The sequence below is a fragment of the Proteus sp. NMG38-2 genome (assembly GCF_020640995.1).
Taxonomy (GTDB): Bacteria; Pseudomonadota; Gammaproteobacteria; order Enterobacterales; family Enterobacteriaceae; genus Proteus.
Map to the genome: position 1 here is coordinate 105,548 of NZ_CP085482.1, position 14,328 is coordinate 119,875.

The window sequence follows — 14,328 nt, forward strand, 5'->3', positions numbered from 1 at the left end:
TGCGTGGTGTTTTCCATGTTTACGCCTAATCATATACGATATGAATAAGCTATCTTTAGCCTGGCTCCATGTCATCGTTTTTAGTCCTCGTTTTGTTGGCCTTTTCGGGCGAGTGGAAATCATGTCCGTAGTAGGATCGAGCTACCCGTCTGGGTGAACATTAACAAGGTGAAAAAACATGTTTAAACGTATCCGTGGCGTACCATTTCTGGCCGGAGCCATTGCCGCATTGTGTATGACCAGTGCCTTTGCTGAAATTCCTACCAATGCGAGTGGGCGACCTGTTGCCGGAAAATCAATGGCAGAATTCCAATCCTACAAAGCCAGCTGCCCTGAGTGCTTACAGGTTGCTCAGGACATTATTAAAATGCGCACCCAGCATTGTCAGCAAGCTGGTGATGTGGATCAGACTATCTTGCAGGACCCGATTTATCCCTACCTCAACGGCATCCGCGTCATGCTTGCCAATCGTGGGGGGTACAACAGCCCCATGTACACATCCGCACGCCAGGTATTCGAAGCCAACGTTAACTGTGAAAACAGCAGCGACTGGGTTGAACGCAGTCAGAAAGTTATCGAAAACACCTTTAGTGGCCCCAAGTAACCCAGCCAGATCATCAACCCGCTAAACCAGCGGGTTTTCTACGCAAAAATTTCGTGAGCCATATCACCCACGTTATGCTATCTCAAATTATCCAGAAGGACACACCATGAAAGACCCATGCTTATTGAACCTGCGGCAGTTGTTCATACAGGATCTGCAATCGCGCTTAAACATCAACCACGCCACGGCCGCTGAGCTAGTAGCCGCAGGCTTTGTCGATGATGATGATGACTCTGAACGTATCGACCTCAACGTGGAATGGAATGCCTGGGTCCGCTGCCACCATGCTCGCCTGAAACAACCGGCATCGCAATTGCTGACACCCGAAACGCATTCCGCTATCGCTACGATGCGTGCGTTGGCTGACGAATTTCGCGAGCACTTCGAAGAGCATGGCGAACATCACCATGCCGTCATCGCCCTGTATGACCGGGCAGACAGTGATTTTGGCTATGAGAATGTCACGCACCTAATTGCGGCGCTGGATCGTCTGGTGGAGCACATCAACCAACCCGTCGATTTATCTTCTGACAGGGTCTATACCGCACAGGTCGCGGGGGCAGTTGCCGCCTATCGTCAAACCGTTATCGCCGCATTAGATGCGGTGGGTAAACCTTGGTCAGCATAATGCTCGCGTAGGTGAGTGAACTTTTTTCAACATCAGCAACCGGAGTAATTCATCATGAACATGAAGTCGATTTTGAACCAAACACTTGAGACGCTGAAAGAGAAAGGGGTCTGTGCTGACAATCTGCGAAAAGTCACGGCCCCCTCAGAGCTCATCACACAGCTGATCTCAACGCTGGCTAACCTGTCCGGTGATTACAAAGGCAGCTATTCCCCGGCTCCTGACTATCAAGGTTTGTTGCGCCAATTTAATGCCCTCCAGCAACTGAACGTCTCATTCGGCAAGCAACTGACTTTCTACCGTGAAAAAGCCAAGCAAGACAGAGACAATCCGGCTGAACTCAAGCGACTTCAAGATGAAGTTAACTCTGAGCGTGGGGCTAACGAGCAGTTGACAGCTGAAAATGAGCGCCTTCGTGCTGAACGACTGGAAGCGGATGCGGAAACGGAAAGACTCAAGGCGTTGGTGCTGACGCTGGGAGGGAACCCAGAGGCATGGGAAAGGAATGCACTATGACCGTTAATTCAGCGGCTGATCTGGCAATTACATTGAACGTCAGTGAAGCCGAAGCAACTCAGTTTGCACTCACTACTTGCCATCTTATGTTACAGCAGCCTGAATTACTGGCCGGGGATATTCTGCATTTTGCACAGCACGGAGCCTGGCTGGAGAATACAGATAAGCCCCTGCTCAAAGGTGAACCCGATACAGAAAGTGTGTTGATGGGGATGCGCGTTCTGATCTACAAATTGGGTAAGCACGAAGGTCCTAACGGTAAAGCCCGCCAGATGTACGACATGATGCGGCGGCTCGGATATTTTACTATGGCGGATTGTCTGCGTTAACAGAAGGCGATGGGGTCAAGTGACCCCATTTATTTTGTGAAGCCATAATACTTCACTTATCCTAAATAATTCGCTGTTTTGCTATTCGTCACCAGTTTGGGTCGAGGTAGTCTAATTATGACTACTTACTAAATTATAGGGATCCGACATGACCACAACTCTGAATCAGCAAGCGGCACCAAAGAAGCGTACCTTCAAAGATCTGCCAGGCTTCGACATCTCTGCAAATGACATGCTGCGTATCATCGATGCGCCTTGCATGATCATTAAGCGTGGTAACGTTCAGTTCAAAGTATTGGAAATGTTGACCCTGACCCTGGTAGGGGACAACCTGAGCGCGCTCGGTGTTGATTACAATACCGGGCAAGTGATCTCCCGTGGAGTGGTCCATAAAGCCAACGGTGATATGGTGGCCTCTGTACCTGCAACCCATATCAGCACCTTGTTCCGTAACATGAAAGGTGAAGAAACCGTGAATGTACGATGCGACCAAGACCGAAATCGCCTCATCATTCGTACCGGCAAAAATGCTTACAACATTCCTCTGTGTATGGACACAATCCCGGTTGTAGACGAGTCCGATTTGACAGCCAAGTACAGCATCACTTTCCCTGCCAATATGCTGCATCGAACCTTGCAACGTGTCATGCACTCTGCGGGTAAGAATGACGTTCGCCATTACATGAATGGGGTTTTCCTGAGTCTGGATAAAAATACCTTCAACGCCGTCGCGACCGATGGGCACCGAATGTCTGTAATGACTCAAGACGTACTGTTTACGAACGAATCACAAGAAGAGATCGTGACACCAGTAGCCCCTGCATCTCTGTCTGGGACTTCTTCTGGGGTCATCCTGCCGATCGAAGTATGTCCTATCCTCATGAAGTTGCTGGGTGCAAACCAAGGAAATTTCCGTATTGACTACAGCGAAAGTTACCTGACCTTTAACCTGGGTGATGTCACCTTGGTCTCCAATCTGATTAATGGCAGCTATCCCGATTGGCATCGTGTTGCAGGTGTTGTTAAGCACAATACAGAGAAGTTCAGCATAAATGCCTTGGTGCTCCGTGACGCATTAAGCCGTGCGCTGCCGCTCATCAATGCAGGCGCAGTCAGTAAGAATGCGAACAGTACAGGCGTATTCGTTTTCAAAAGTAATGCGCTGATGATTAAGTCCCCTAATCAAAACCTGATCGAGTGCAAGGAAGTGCTGGATATCGAAAAAGTGGCAGGGGAGCAGGAAGACAAAATTGAAATCGGCATCAACTGCGAATACCTGCTTCGCGCACTGAATAGCTTGATCTCACATTCAGACGAAGAAACAGAAATAACTGTTGCCCTGAAAGACACGGTAACAGGGTTGGAAATCGGCTTCGGCGATGACTGCTGCGACATCATCATGCCAGTCAGATTCTAACAAGTCGCACTAACTGTTTGTTTTGTTAACCAAAAGCAATCGCACGTCAATCGTGCAAAGCTGCTGGCATTTCCCACTGAAAAACAACGACAAATTGACCGCCTTTTCGAAGGGAATGGGAAACGTCAACGGTTATGATGAGAGCACTTTCTCCCGCATGGGTAACATTTATTTTTCAAAAGTTACCTCTTGCTCCACCAGCAATAAAGAAACTTGAGGATTTTACGTGGAACTGAAGCAATACCATGAAGAAGCCCTTCGCACCGAATCGGTGATCCCTAACATCAGCGGCGTGAGTGTGCCTCACCTGTATCTGTTGTTGTCAGCGGCTCACTCACTGGGTGAAATGCTGGACCAGTTTAAAAAAGGTATTTTTTACCGTAAACCGATTGACATTAATCGCTTTAAAAAAGGCCTGGCCGACCTGCAAGACCTGATCGGCACGCTTTCGCCGGAGTCCATTTCCGCTGATGAGCTGCATGACGACACCAACACCATGATGATGACTGGTTTTGACGGCAAAGCACACAATATCGGCCTCGGTTCCCTGGGTGCAATCGACTCGCGCATTCTGCATGCCTCTCTGGGTGTGTTTACTGAATCCGCAGAAATCTGCAAAGCGCTGGTGAACACGATTGAAGGACAGTCGCTGGACCTGGTTAACCTGTCTGAAGAGTTCGGCGACCTGAACTGGTATAGCCTGGGTGTTTTCCCATCGGCCTCCGGTATCCATTATGGCCGTATTCTGGAAACCAATATCGTCAAGCTGGCCGTCCGTTATCCAGAGAAGTTTGAAGCGTTCCTGGCACACGATGAGAACCGTAATCTCGTCGAAGAGCGCAAAGCGTTGGTAAACGGCATCAAGTAAGCCTTATCCATTCATGTGGGCAACGTGGGGTTGCCCGCTTTCTATGGTGAAATAATGAATACAGTTCTGAAGTGGGTTGGGGGTAAGCAAGGCGTCATGGCTCAGCTGAAGTTGGCGCTGCCAAAGGGTGCCCGTCTGATCGAACCTTTCTGTGGTTCGGGTGCAGTGATGATGAATACCGCGTATTCAAACTACGTACTGGCTGACATCAACGCCGACGTAATCAACACTTACGACACCATCCGCAACGCTGCTGAAAGCGTTATTGCTGCACTGTCTGAACTCTATGCTACGTGCCGTACTCGCGAACACTACGATGCGATCCGTAAAGAATTTAACGAACGTACAGCTGAGCCAGTCCGTATGGCCGCGATGTTCATCTACATGAACCGCCACGGGTATCGTGGTCTGTGCCGGTACAACAAGCGTAAAGGGGAGTTTAACGTACCCTGGGGCGATTACCGCAAACCCTATCTGCCAGAGAAAGAAATCCGCTACATGGCTGACCGCCTTGCAAATGTGGATCTGCTTTGCGCAGGCTATGAAGAAACGCTGAAACTGGCCGGTGAAGGTGACGTGGTCTACTGTGACCCGCCTTATGTCAATCCGGGCAAATTTACAGGTTATCACGCAAGCGGATTCTCTGAAGCCCAACAACGCGAGCTGGTGGGCATTTTGAATACTCTGCCGGAGGAAGGGGTGCATGTGGTGGCTTCCAGCCATGATGCCGAGAACATCCGCGAGATGTATGCCGGATTCGCAGTTAAAGGGTTTTCTGCCCCACGCAGTGTTTATAACGGAACGGGGGAAGGGAAAAAGGCGAATGAAATTATCGCTATCCGTCGGGCTGTATCTTCCGGCAAGACCTCAGCATGACCGTGCCGGTGTTTGAAATTCCACCGCTCAAGGATCCTCTAACTGAGCGATTCTGCGATGAAATTGCCATCATTCACCGGTATGACCCTGCTGAAGCTAGTCGCCAATACCTTGAATTTATCAAAGACAACAATGTGGTGTATTGGGTGCAATTGGCTATTCGTGACCGCATCCAGTACCTGTCAAAACAAAAATCAAAGGGCAAGCCCCTTCTGATTAAAAATCATAGTGAGGGAGCTATGCCTCTTTTTCGTCCCAAAAGTGTCGTGGTGTACCGCATCACCCGCCAGATTGACTTCAGTAACATCACAGAACAACTGAAACCCTTCATGTTTCAGCCGTGCGGCCCGCAGGATATGGCGCGCACTGGTTGGGTCAGCCCGCTGGGTGAAGAGTACGAAGAGCTTACTCACCAGGCGAATGGCCTCATTCTGCTGACTCAGCGTAACGAGAGCAAAATCATTCCTCCGGCCACGGTAAAAGAGCTCGTGCGCCAGCGTGTGACCAAGCTGGAAAAAGAGCAAAATCGTCGTCTGAAACGCACAGAAATTTCAGCGCTGAACGACCTGGTGCTAGGGGAATTGCTACCCAAAGCACTGAGTAAATACGCCAACATGAACATGTGGATTGATCCCAAATCCCGGCTGATCATAGTGGATACCACCAGCTTTAAACGCGCTGAAGACGCGGCAGCGCTCCTGCGTAAAACACTGGGCACTCTGCCTATCATACCTTTCACGTTAGAAACTCCGGTTGAGCTGAAGCTGACCGAGTGGGTTCGCTCTTCCGAGCTGCCTCCAGGCCTGGCGTTGTGCGATGAAGCGACCCTGGAAGCTATTCTGGAAGACGGTGGCGTTGTGACGACAAAACGACAAGATCTGGTTTGCGATGAGATTGCTAACCACATCGAAGCTGGCAAGTTGGTCACTAAGCTGGCGATGAGCTGGATGGAGCAACTTAATTTCGTCATCAACGACAGCTTTGTCATCTCAAGGCTGAACTTTGCTGACGCCCTCATTGAGCAAAACGATGATATTGATCGTGAAGATGAAGTGCAGAGGTTTGATGCAGACTTCGTTTTGTTTACCGGAGTCATTATGGAGCTCCTTGATCAGTTAATTGCTGCGTTCGGCGGGGAAGCTAAGTCCTCAACTGAAGCTGACGGGGGTGACAAAGAGGAAGGCGATGAAAGTGGTGAGGCGGCCGATAACAGCGAGCTGGATGACGACGAATAACGTGTAACCATACCGGGTATGAATTAGGTAATCGAAACCGAAGGTAACGTCTAATGCTTCGTTGGACTGAAGAACAGCAACGCGAATACGAACAGAGAATGGGCCGGAGCGCGAGTTCAAAATCGGTACCAAAGAAAGACGTGCAGCCTGTAACGCCCATCCAGCAAAGCCTTGAGTCTGCACCCGCAGAGTTGACAGCAAAGCTACGGACCCAAGCGCTGGGGCGGTTGCGAACGGGCACAATGAATAAAACAGAAGCACGCTACGCCGAACATCTGAAATGGCGTATGCATGCTGGTGAAGTCGCCTGGTTCAAGTTCGAATCAATCAAACTGCGCCTTGCCGACAAAACAACGTATACAGCGGACTTTTTCGTCATGCTGACCTCGGGTGATCTGGAGGTGCATGAAGTGAAAGGGCATTGGGAAGAGGACGCGAGAGTCAAGATAAAGCTTGCAGCAGAACACTATCCCTTCCGTTTTCTGGCCGTGAAATGGCTCAAAGATGAGGGAGGTTGGAATTTTGAAGACTTCTCTCCGTGGTACAACAAGGAAAATCCATGAGCGTAACTGATAGCGTGGTAAAGCAATTTTTCGAAACCTGGTTCTTATCCACGGAGCGCAAGAAGCGCAATGACGATACTTGGCAACCGCCCGTCGAGGGGCAAATGGATCCCTCCATGTATCACGTTCGCAAGGATGCGGCCTATGAAGCGTGGTTTGCCCGCAGCGATTACCCGCTGTTGAGTGCCAAAGCCATGACTTTGCCGGAAGAGATGTATCGATATTTGCAGAATGTCCGCAAAGCGCGTGAAGCCGAAATTAATAAAGAGCGCCCGCCTGCGGTACTGCGGGACTTGGGCGTTTCTTCACTTAGGGACCTGGCTGACTACCTGATCCGCAACGACATTGCGGACAGGCCGGTATAACAGGAATTACTCACCAAGACAGGCACGGGGGTGCGTCATGTCTTTCAAGATGATTGGATTGGCCGTATTTATTGCAGGTGTATTAGGGTTGGCCTACTTACTGTTTTTTACCGGGAAGTCGGAAAAAAAACCGGGCGGCGAAAAGGGGAGCCGGAAGCCAACGCTCGACGAGTTGTTTCCCATTGATGCCGAAACGGGTGAGCGAATTTATCAAAGGGAAGATCACGAAGGCGTGATATCCAGTGATGACGAACTGACTCCGGCCATTTACGTTGGGTACAAACGCCATAAATTTATTCTCCCGCGCGATGCCAGCAATCTGTACTCTCGCCTGATTGAGATGTTTGCCGACCAATATGCGGTTGCACCACGCGTCAGAGTGACCGACATTATTCAGGCCGAAGAAAAGGATTTTGAGAGCCAAAGTCTGGACGTCAAAAGTGCCATGCAGTTTATGTCGCGAATGAACTTTAACTTTGTTCTAAGCGATGTGCATAGCGGCGAAATTGTACTGGTCATGCTGACTGAAGAGCGACTGGCCGAATCTGAGAACAGTGCATTTCTGATTGGCCTGCTCAGCCACCTGAATATCCCGCTCTACCGCTACGAGCGCCTGGCAGATATCAGCGATAACGATCTCGCGATAGATATATCGGAGACCATCTCCGACGGTCAATTCGAATAAACCAAATGAAAGCCCGACTTGTTCGGGCTTTGTCGATTCTGAACTACTGATATCATGTATTTGTGAGATCACTTAAAGGGGGCGTGGAATGTCTCAATCCTATAGATATTGGACAGGTAACCTGTATACCGGATCCACGGTATTCATTCAGCACCAGGACGGTCATCTTTCCAAAGGTGAGGTCGTTAATGTTGCCGAACAACGGTTCATTGTTGCTGGCATTTCCTCTCCCTTTGATAAATTCACAGCAACCAGCATAGAAGGCGTTGTTGCACTACCTGATGAGTATGATGTCCGCGAACGCTATAGCATTCAGCGGCAGCGGGATTATCTGACACACCTGGATATATCGGCGCTTTCTTCTCATCAGATCAAACATCTCTATGCAGGTTTGCATCTCGCAAAGCGTGCTGGTGGAGGTGTATTGCCTGGCATGCCGATCGTTGAAACCCCGGAAGGGATATGTAGATATATACAAGAATTAAACCTAAGCACCTTGAGTGAAATTCAAGTGATGTACATGTTGGCTGGCTTAAAAATTGCCACGAAAAGTTAAAAAGAGGTTTTTATGACTACTCCTGAGCGGCCTCCTAAAAGAGCTCCGCGCCGTAAAAAAAACACGCGCAAAAAGCAAAAACACTGGTCGTACACAATTACGTCAAGGGAGTTCCTGATTGCATTTCTTTTGGTCTTGCTTGTGGCCGGGCTTTCCGTGATTTATTACTTGCGTTCGACAACCTTGATCACCACCTGGGATGTTGGCACGGTCACGCAGCCTGTTGTTCGAGCCTCAAATGAAACGGGCACTGGTTTGAAGACTGATTTCCAGACCACAAAAGGCCAATTTACTGTTCAGCTACAGATCTTCCCCAATCCGGGTCTGCCGCTTGAATTGCGCCAGTACCATCGCGGGAATTTCAAACTTTGCTATTTGATGGGTGACTACGAATATCAGTCTGGAAATGCCCTGTGCTTTGACATCCCGACAAGTGATGGCCTAACCATGAGCAGCAAATTGTAGTACCTGGAAAATTCAGTCAGCGGCACAAGCCGAAGTAAAATCGGCATTACAACCATTCCTGAGGAAGTGAAAATGAGCCAGTCACTGATAGCGCAACGCATTCATACCCAATTACCACCGAACTCGGTTGAGGGAGCTATTCAGGCGCTTGAAAATGTAGCCTTGCGATCGGGCGCGGACGTGTTAACTGTGACCATAATGCGCAACACGACCTACGCGAAGTTGGAAGAATACAGCGATGTGTTATCTCTTTCGCCAGAGCGGATCCTTCAGTCACTGGAGGGTATTCGAGGTCATGATGCACCGGCTCAGTTCTATAACGAGCAGCGTCTGCCGGAAATTTGCGATGCTTATATCTGGCCGACCGCTGAAGACTTTCGCGAGGCCCTCATGGAAGGCGGCTCTACGCCGGTATTCCTTTGCCCGAACTGCAATCAAGAGTCCGATCATGAAAGTGAATGCACCGCGCTGATCACGAATAAACGTGGTATACGCGTAAAATGTGGCTGGATCTTAAACCCGACCTCAGATACTCTACGTAACAGTATAAAAATACTCATACAAGCAGAGTTTTTGAACAACCTCCAGCTCCATCATACGTTTCGCCCCAAAGGAGTCGCTCTCCCGACGCGGGTTTGTTTCGATGAGTTCGGTGAGGATGTTGAAGACGACGTGTGTTGAGAGATAATAAGTAGTACCTCATTTTAATAGATGCCTCGTTAGGACGAGGCTTTTTTTTTGACTTTTTCCCTTCGTCAGCGGTTAGTCCCACCGGATAATAATTCTATTTCCAGTGAGGTACCCCATGACAAGTTTAGCCATCTACGAACCCAACCCCGCCACTGAATTTCAGCCGATACTTCCTCTGTATCAAGCTATAGATGGTCATCATGCCGGTATAACCCCACACGAAGGGTTTCGTCTGTTCAACGCACTTACGCAACTACTCGCAGAATACCACGATGCACGTAGCGAAATTGACTCATTGCACCTCGTCGTTATGGGTAAACGTCATAGCCAGGCATTTCGTTATTTTACTGACGGATGTAACAACTCGATAGGGACAACATTGGCCGTTGATTGTCTGTTTGATCTCCAGCGAGCCACCTGCGCATTGGATGAGTCCTTCTGGCAAAAAGTATTGGATCTCACTGGTGTACGTAATTTTATGCCAACCGCCCGGAAAGACGAGTGGTACAACACGCTTAGGCAGTGGCGCAAAGCATCTCCAGATCGACTTGCCGCCCTACGGCCTGTTGCCTTCACAGAAGAGAATGTGCTCGCCACTGCAAAAAGCCTGACCACTGAGAAAAAAGATTATTTCGCAGAAATGGTCGAAGGCGTATTCAAAAAACTGTCAGTGTTTCACAAAACTAACAAGGCTCAAGGTTTTAGTCCGAAGATGGTGATCACCAATTGCCTGCCATGCCGCGACTATAAACGCGGTTATGACAATATGGATTACCTCAGCGATCTGCGTAAAATCATCGGCCTCATGCAAGGCCGTCCTGGCGCTGAAATCGTGAATAAGTGGGCGTTGGAGCAATCCCTCAGCAGTAACGTGGGAGAATGGATATCGGTAGACGGTGGCGCGCTGACCTGTAAAGGCTTCCTTAACGGCAATGTACATATTCAGGTCTCCGAGACTGTTTGCGATGACCTCAATACGGTACTGGCTTACCGTATGCCAGGCCTCATCCCTCAATTCAAAGAGAGAGGAAAAACCAACAAGGCACCTCGAAACACGCAATACACGGGCGATTTAATTGATTACCGGATTGCGTTCCCAACCTGCACAGAATTGGCTGAAATGGCCCGAAACAACCAACACAGTGCGAAGCAATATGGTGCGGCTCCATTTACTATCGTGATGCCCCGACCATACCAATACACCGACTTGGTAAAAAAGGAACTTGATAGTATCTTCCGTATCCTTGGCGCGGTGGAGGTAAAGCCTGAAGTCTACGAGTTTGAATTCTGGCCGATGGACGCGTTTAAAGCGATCGCAATCAGTGGTACCTTGCCCGACCAAAAAACACATCAGTTCTACCCTACAACGGGGGACCTCCAGAAAGCGGCTATGGACGAATGCGACCCGCGTGAGGGTGATACTTTACTTGAACCCAGCATCGGCTTTGGTGCGCTACTTCGCAATTTGCCAGAAGGTGTTAAGGTGATCGGGGTCGAGGCAAACAATGTCGCAGCCATGTGCTCTCGCTTGCGCTGGGATACCCACCAGCAAGATTTCCTCAGTACCACGGTAACGCAACTGGGCCTATTTGAGCGTGTGTTAATGAATCCTCCATACTCCGACAATCGTTGGAAATTGCACCTACAGCATGCGCAGCAGTTTGTTAAGAGTGAAGGGCGTATTGTGGTTATCTTACCTGGAAGCGCTACTGACGAAAGTATTCAGGCGTTGATAGATCGTGAGTGTGATGTACATCAGGTCGGCCAATATGAAAATGCCTTTGAAGGAACTGGAGTGCAAGTTAGACTATTTACTATTGATTTCCATTAATATTCTCGGCCGTTAATGGGATTTGCCATAACGGCCGCACTGGTAAACCTATGAGTAAAACCGACTACGTTCTCCGAGCATTATCAAAAATTTCACACAAGCGCTGGGAGCACTACATCATTAATAGAATCTTTCACAAGTTGGATGATCCGCAGCTTGAGTTCGTTTGCCAGCAGTGCATCCGTAAGGAAGGAGAATCTGGAAAGATTTACCTTGCTGATCTGCTTTTCCCTCAACTTAAGCTGTATCTTGAGATAGACGAAGCACACCATGACAGCGATGATGCAAAAAAGGCTGACGGTATTCGTCGGTTAGATATTTTGGAAGCGACCGGATTTATTGAAAAACGCATTCCGACCAATAACCTAACCCTGGATGCCATCAATCAACTCGTTGACGAATTTATCCAGTTCGTCAGGGATAGAAAAGCCCAGCTGGAAATGCAAGGTTTGTTCCTCTCCTGGGACTATGAAGAACGCTATACTGCTCAAAAACATATTGATGCAGGTTTCCTGGAGGCGGGACCTTACGCTGTATTCAGATATCATCGTGATGCTTTACAGTGCTTTGGCTATGGAGATAAAGGCCACCATCAATCAGGAGGCTGGCGATTACCCAAAGCCGCTGTAGAAGCAATAGGGTTGACCGGGGATGTGATGGTTTGGTTTCCACGTTTATACAAGGCAGGAGAATGGGATAATTCACTTTCCATTAATGGCGATCTGATAAGGGAAGAAAGCCTTAATCCTGAGCGTAACTATAAGGAAACATGGTGTTACCGCATCGTAATGGCTCATTCGCGCGATGAACTGAATCGAACGCTATATCGATTTCTGGGGGTTTTCACCCAAGACGAGTCTGAATCAACTGAAGGCGTTAATGTTTTCAAGCGGGTAGATACACGCGTGAAGGTTTTTTCAGGGCAAAAATAGCACCGCGTTTTGTCGCCCATTTTACTTCGTCACAGGTTCACCTCATCTTAAAATGACGTCACACATAGGCAGGCATGTGGGTTCCAATGCCTGCCTTTTTTTATCTGCTGTTCATTTTTCTTCAGGACAATAGCGTGACTCAGTTTGTAAATTTGCGTGGAAAGCGACTGGCTTTCTCAGCCAATGAATCAACTTGCATTCCTCCTGGTGCTTCAGGCCTTATCTACCCGCAAGGGGCAGGGTTTATCATCACCGATGAGCAGGGGGCTGAAAGACTCTTCATCGAACATGACAAAGCCACAGGTATCTCCTGGTTCTTGAAAGTTGGCCGTCGTGGCGTTCGTCGCTGGTTTGAGCCGACTAACGATGAAACGCTCTATCATTTTGGGTTAGATGTTCTCGACTATAGCGCCTCGATCATTCTTGCCGGTCGTGTCCACCAGCAGTGTAAAAAGTACCTATCAATGACAGCCTCGAAATAAATCATCCTCCATTCTGCGTTGAAATTCTGAAAGAAAAGGAGGTCATTTCGATCTCCTTTGCATTCTTTGTCAGCAGTAGTTGCATGAGACAATTAACCCATTCGAAACCATTTAGGAAGAGTCATGGGTAACTTTAAATATTGGTTAAAGCTGGTGGTATACCGCTTCACATTGAGCAACGAAGATCTGGCCCAGTGCCTGGCTGACCGTCAGAGCATGGACGAGTTTCGCCGTAAAGCCTCGGATGTGAAGCAGCGTATGAAACTGCATGAACTCGCCGGGGGGCGTTGCAATGAAGATGGTGGGGAGGGAGTCCCGTTAACATTCCAGGGCGTTACTCTTAAGGCCTATCGTCCTGCCGAACGGACCGCCTTGCTCTCAACAACCTCTAACTCCAACGTTGTTGACCTCAATACCCGCCGAAAGCGCCGTGACCTCACCAATGTTATTTCCCACGCTTCGCCTCAAAAGCGTTGCGGCCAATAACCAACCTTCAAATAAGGGATGTCCAATGTCCAAAATGCGACACGCGAAAGTTAGCACCCGTTCGATCAAATCCATTTTCACCGAAACGTGTAAATCCTTTTTGAGCCCTTACGGTTTGCTCATGTTGATAGTCCCGACCTTTATCGGCGGAGGATTGCTTTCTTTGCTAATGCAGCGGCTTTCTATGGCCGATATCGGCTTTTTTATCCTCCAACCTGTTTTCATCACCTCGCTGGTGATGATGACCCTGACACAACAGAAAATCACGGGCAAAAGACTGCCATTTAAAAATCACATTCGGAACCTGATTGTGACTTTGTTTACTGGCCTTATTGCCACACTCTTGCTGGTATTTGTGCTTTGGTGCCTCAGCCTCTACATGCCGACAGCCAGCGCTGCCGCAAGTAATGCTCAAGTACCAGTACCGTTATCAACCCCTCCAGCCGTTCAGTCCCAGGGGTTCTTTTCATTGTTCCCAGTCTACTTCAACATGTACAGTCTGGTGACGTTCACGACCTTGCTCGTCCTGCCAATGATGATCATGTTCGTGGGGGCTGTAGTGTGTTGTGAAGGGGCGTTGTTCAGCAACTTCAAGGCCGTCGTCTTGGCCGTGTTCCGCAATGTCAGCATCATGATTGCCACTTCCATGCTATCCCTTGCCATGTTCGCACTGTGGTCGTACACGTCACTTAATAGTGACTGGCTGGTTTACACTGCGATCGTGCCCATTGCGCTAATCACTGCGGCTATCCATCGCATTGCCGTGCTGGCTTTACCCGTCGAAATGAAACCGTGAGGTT

The 14,328-nt window shown here is 48.9% G+C and carries 19 protein-coding genes; all 19 read left to right on the top strand.

The window, feature by feature from the left end; all coding sequences use genetic code 11:
- Positions 1 to 178: 178 nt before the first annotated feature.
- The 19 genes from LG402_RS21215 (at position 179) to LG402_RS21305 (ending at position 14,324) form a co-directional block, all read left to right on the top strand.
- Entirely contained in the window at positions 179 to 604 is a 426-nt protein-coding gene (locus LG402_RS21215; protein WP_042847343.1) for a hypothetical protein, read from the top strand.
- Between the two features lie 106 nt (positions 605 to 710).
- Positions 711 to 1,232, top strand: coding sequence for a hypothetical protein (locus LG402_RS21220; protein WP_042847341.1), 522 nt, complete (start codon positions 711 to 713; stop codon positions 1,230 to 1,232).
- A gap of 54 nt (positions 1,233 to 1,286) precedes the next feature.
- Positions 1,287 to 1,748, top strand: a complete 462-nt coding sequence (locus LG402_RS21225; RefSeq protein WP_042847339.1) for a hypothetical protein — start codon at positions 1,287 to 1,289, stop codon at positions 1,746 to 1,748.
- Positions 1,745 to 2,077 carry a hypothetical protein gene (locus tag LG402_RS21230; RefSeq protein ID WP_166267808.1) on the top strand — a complete coding sequence of 111 codons (333 nt, stop codon included), beginning with the start codon at positions 1,745 to 1,747 and terminating at the stop codon, positions 2,075 to 2,077. The genes LG402_RS21225 and LG402_RS21230 overlap by 4 nt, the downstream gene beginning before the upstream one ends.
- A 148-nt stretch (positions 2,078 to 2,225) precedes the next feature.
- Positions 2,226 to 3,494 (top strand): DNA polymerase III subunit beta, encoded by a 1,269-nt coding sequence (locus tag LG402_RS21235; RefSeq protein WP_227336995.1) that lies wholly within the window; start codon positions 2,226 to 2,228, stop codon positions 3,492 to 3,494.
- Between the two features lie 226 nt (positions 3,495 to 3,720).
- On the top strand, positions 3,721 to 4,362 hold the full coding sequence (locus LG402_RS21240) for a nucleoside triphosphate pyrophosphohydrolase family protein (RefSeq protein ID WP_052219399.1): 642 nt from the start codon (positions 3,721 to 3,723) through the stop codon (positions 4,360 to 4,362).
- 54 nt (positions 4,363 to 4,416) lie between these two features.
- On the top strand, positions 4,417 to 5,238 hold the full coding sequence (locus LG402_RS21245) for a DNA adenine methylase (RefSeq protein WP_166267806.1): 822 nt from the start codon (positions 4,417 to 4,419) through the stop codon (positions 5,236 to 5,238).
- A gap of 239 nt (positions 5,239 to 5,477) precedes the next feature.
- On the top strand, positions 5,478 to 6,473 hold the full coding sequence (gene rdgC, locus LG402_RS21250) for a recombination-associated protein RdgC (RefSeq protein WP_042847513.1): 996 nt from the start codon (positions 5,478 to 5,480) through the stop codon (positions 6,471 to 6,473).
- Positions 6,474 to 6,715: 242 nt separating this feature from the next.
- Positions 6,716 to 7,036 (top strand): DUF1064 domain-containing protein, encoded by a 321-nt coding sequence (locus LG402_RS21255; protein WP_052219416.1) that lies wholly within the window; start codon positions 6,716 to 6,718, stop codon positions 7,034 to 7,036.
- On the top strand, positions 7,033 to 7,401 hold the full coding sequence (locus LG402_RS21260) for a hypothetical protein (RefSeq protein WP_042847335.1): 369 nt from the start codon (positions 7,033 to 7,035) through the stop codon (positions 7,399 to 7,401). The genes LG402_RS21255 and LG402_RS21260 overlap by 4 nt, the downstream gene beginning before the upstream one ends.
- 37 nt (positions 7,402 to 7,438) lie before the next feature.
- Positions 7,439 to 8,086, top strand: a complete 648-nt coding sequence (locus LG402_RS21265) for a DUF2726 domain-containing protein (RefSeq protein WP_052219397.1) — start codon at positions 7,439 to 7,441, stop codon at positions 8,084 to 8,086.
- An 88-nt stretch (positions 8,087 to 8,174) separates the two neighbouring features.
- A complete protein-coding gene (locus LG402_RS21270) occupies positions 8,175 to 8,642 on the top strand; it encodes a hypothetical protein (RefSeq protein WP_042847333.1) in 468 nt (155 codons plus the stop codon).
- Positions 8,643 to 8,654: 12 nt separating this feature from the next.
- Positions 8,655 to 9,107, top strand: a complete 453-nt coding sequence (locus LG402_RS21275; protein WP_042847331.1) for a hypothetical protein — start codon at positions 8,655 to 8,657, stop codon at positions 9,105 to 9,107.
- Between the two features lie 72 nt (positions 9,108 to 9,179).
- Positions 9,180 to 9,788 (top strand): hypothetical protein, encoded by a 609-nt coding sequence (locus LG402_RS21280; protein WP_042847330.1) that lies wholly within the window; start codon positions 9,180 to 9,182, stop codon positions 9,786 to 9,788.
- A gap of 124 nt (positions 9,789 to 9,912) precedes the next feature.
- Positions 9,913 to 11,628 (top strand): DUF4942 domain-containing protein, encoded by a 1,716-nt coding sequence (locus tag LG402_RS21285; RefSeq protein WP_052219395.1) that lies wholly within the window; start codon positions 9,913 to 9,915, stop codon positions 11,626 to 11,628.
- 50 nt (positions 11,629 to 11,678) lie between these two features.
- A complete protein-coding gene (locus tag LG402_RS21290) occupies positions 11,679 to 12,560 on the top strand; it encodes an AbaSI family restriction endonuclease (RefSeq protein ID WP_042847328.1) in 882 nt (293 codons plus the stop codon).
- An 86-nt stretch (positions 12,561 to 12,646) separates the two neighbouring features.
- Positions 12,647 to 13,042: a hypothetical protein gene (locus LG402_RS21295; RefSeq protein WP_191901253.1), complete on the top strand. Its 396-nt coding sequence runs from the start codon at positions 12,647 to 12,649 to the stop codon at positions 13,040 to 13,042.
- A 123-nt stretch (positions 13,043 to 13,165) separates the two neighbouring features.
- Positions 13,166 to 13,528, top strand: a complete 363-nt coding sequence (locus LG402_RS21300) for a hypothetical protein (protein WP_042847325.1) — start codon at positions 13,166 to 13,168, stop codon at positions 13,526 to 13,528.
- A gap of 25 nt (positions 13,529 to 13,553) precedes the next feature.
- A complete protein-coding gene (locus LG402_RS21305; RefSeq protein WP_042847323.1) occupies positions 13,554 to 14,324 on the top strand; it encodes a hypothetical protein in 771 nt (256 codons plus the stop codon).
- Positions 14,325 to 14,328 lie beyond the last annotated feature (4 nt).

Bases quoted from the DNA above. Each gene is read 5' to 3' on its own strand.
- LG402_RS21215 (WP_042847343.1), top strand. From the start codon at position 179: ATGTTTAAACGTATCCGTGGCGTACCATTTCTGGCCGGAGCCATTGCC.
- LG402_RS21220 (WP_042847341.1), top strand. From the start codon at position 711: ATGAAAGACCCATGCTTATTGAACCTGCGGCAGTTGTTCATACAGGAT.
- LG402_RS21225 (WP_042847339.1), top strand. From the start codon at position 1,287: ATGAACATGAAGTCGATTTTGAACCAAACACTTGAGACGCTGAAAGAG.
- LG402_RS21230 (WP_166267808.1), top strand. From the start codon at position 1,745: ATGACCGTTAATTCAGCGGCTGATCTGGCAATTACATTGAACGTCAGT.
- LG402_RS21235 (WP_227336995.1), top strand. From the start codon at position 2,226: ATGACCACAACTCTGAATCAGCAAGCGGCACCAAAGAAGCGTACCTTC.
- LG402_RS21245 (WP_166267806.1), top strand. From the start codon at position 4,417: ATGAATACAGTTCTGAAGTGGGTTGGGGGTAAGCAAGGCGTCATGGCT.
- rdgC (WP_042847513.1), top strand. From the start codon at position 5,478: ATGCCTCTTTTTCGTCCCAAAAGTGTCGTGGTGTACCGCATCACCCGC.
- LG402_RS21255 (WP_052219416.1), top strand. From the start codon at position 6,716: ATGAATAAAACAGAAGCACGCTACGCCGAACATCTGAAATGGCGTATG.
- LG402_RS21260 (WP_042847335.1), top strand. From the start codon at position 7,033: ATGAGCGTAACTGATAGCGTGGTAAAGCAATTTTTCGAAACCTGGTTC.
- LG402_RS21265 (WP_052219397.1), top strand. From the start codon at position 7,439: ATGTCTTTCAAGATGATTGGATTGGCCGTATTTATTGCAGGTGTATTA.
- LG402_RS21270 (WP_042847333.1), top strand. From the start codon at position 8,175: ATGTCTCAATCCTATAGATATTGGACAGGTAACCTGTATACCGGATCC.
- LG402_RS21275 (WP_042847331.1), top strand. From the start codon at position 8,655: ATGACTACTCCTGAGCGGCCTCCTAAAAGAGCTCCGCGCCGTAAAAAA.
- LG402_RS21280 (WP_042847330.1), top strand. From the start codon at position 9,180: ATGAGCCAGTCACTGATAGCGCAACGCATTCATACCCAATTACCACCG.
- LG402_RS21285 (WP_052219395.1), top strand. From the start codon at position 9,913: ATGACAAGTTTAGCCATCTACGAACCCAACCCCGCCACTGAATTTCAG.
- LG402_RS21290 (WP_042847328.1), top strand. From the start codon at position 11,679: ATGAGTAAAACCGACTACGTTCTCCGAGCATTATCAAAAATTTCACAC.
- LG402_RS21295 (WP_191901253.1), top strand. From the start codon at position 12,647: ATGCCTGCCTTTTTTTATCTGCTGTTCATTTTTCTTCAGGACAATAGC.
- LG402_RS21300 (WP_042847325.1), top strand. From the start codon at position 13,166: ATGGGTAACTTTAAATATTGGTTAAAGCTGGTGGTATACCGCTTCACA.
- LG402_RS21305 (WP_042847323.1), top strand. From the start codon at position 13,554: ATGTCCAAAATGCGACACGCGAAAGTTAGCACCCGTTCGATCAAATCC.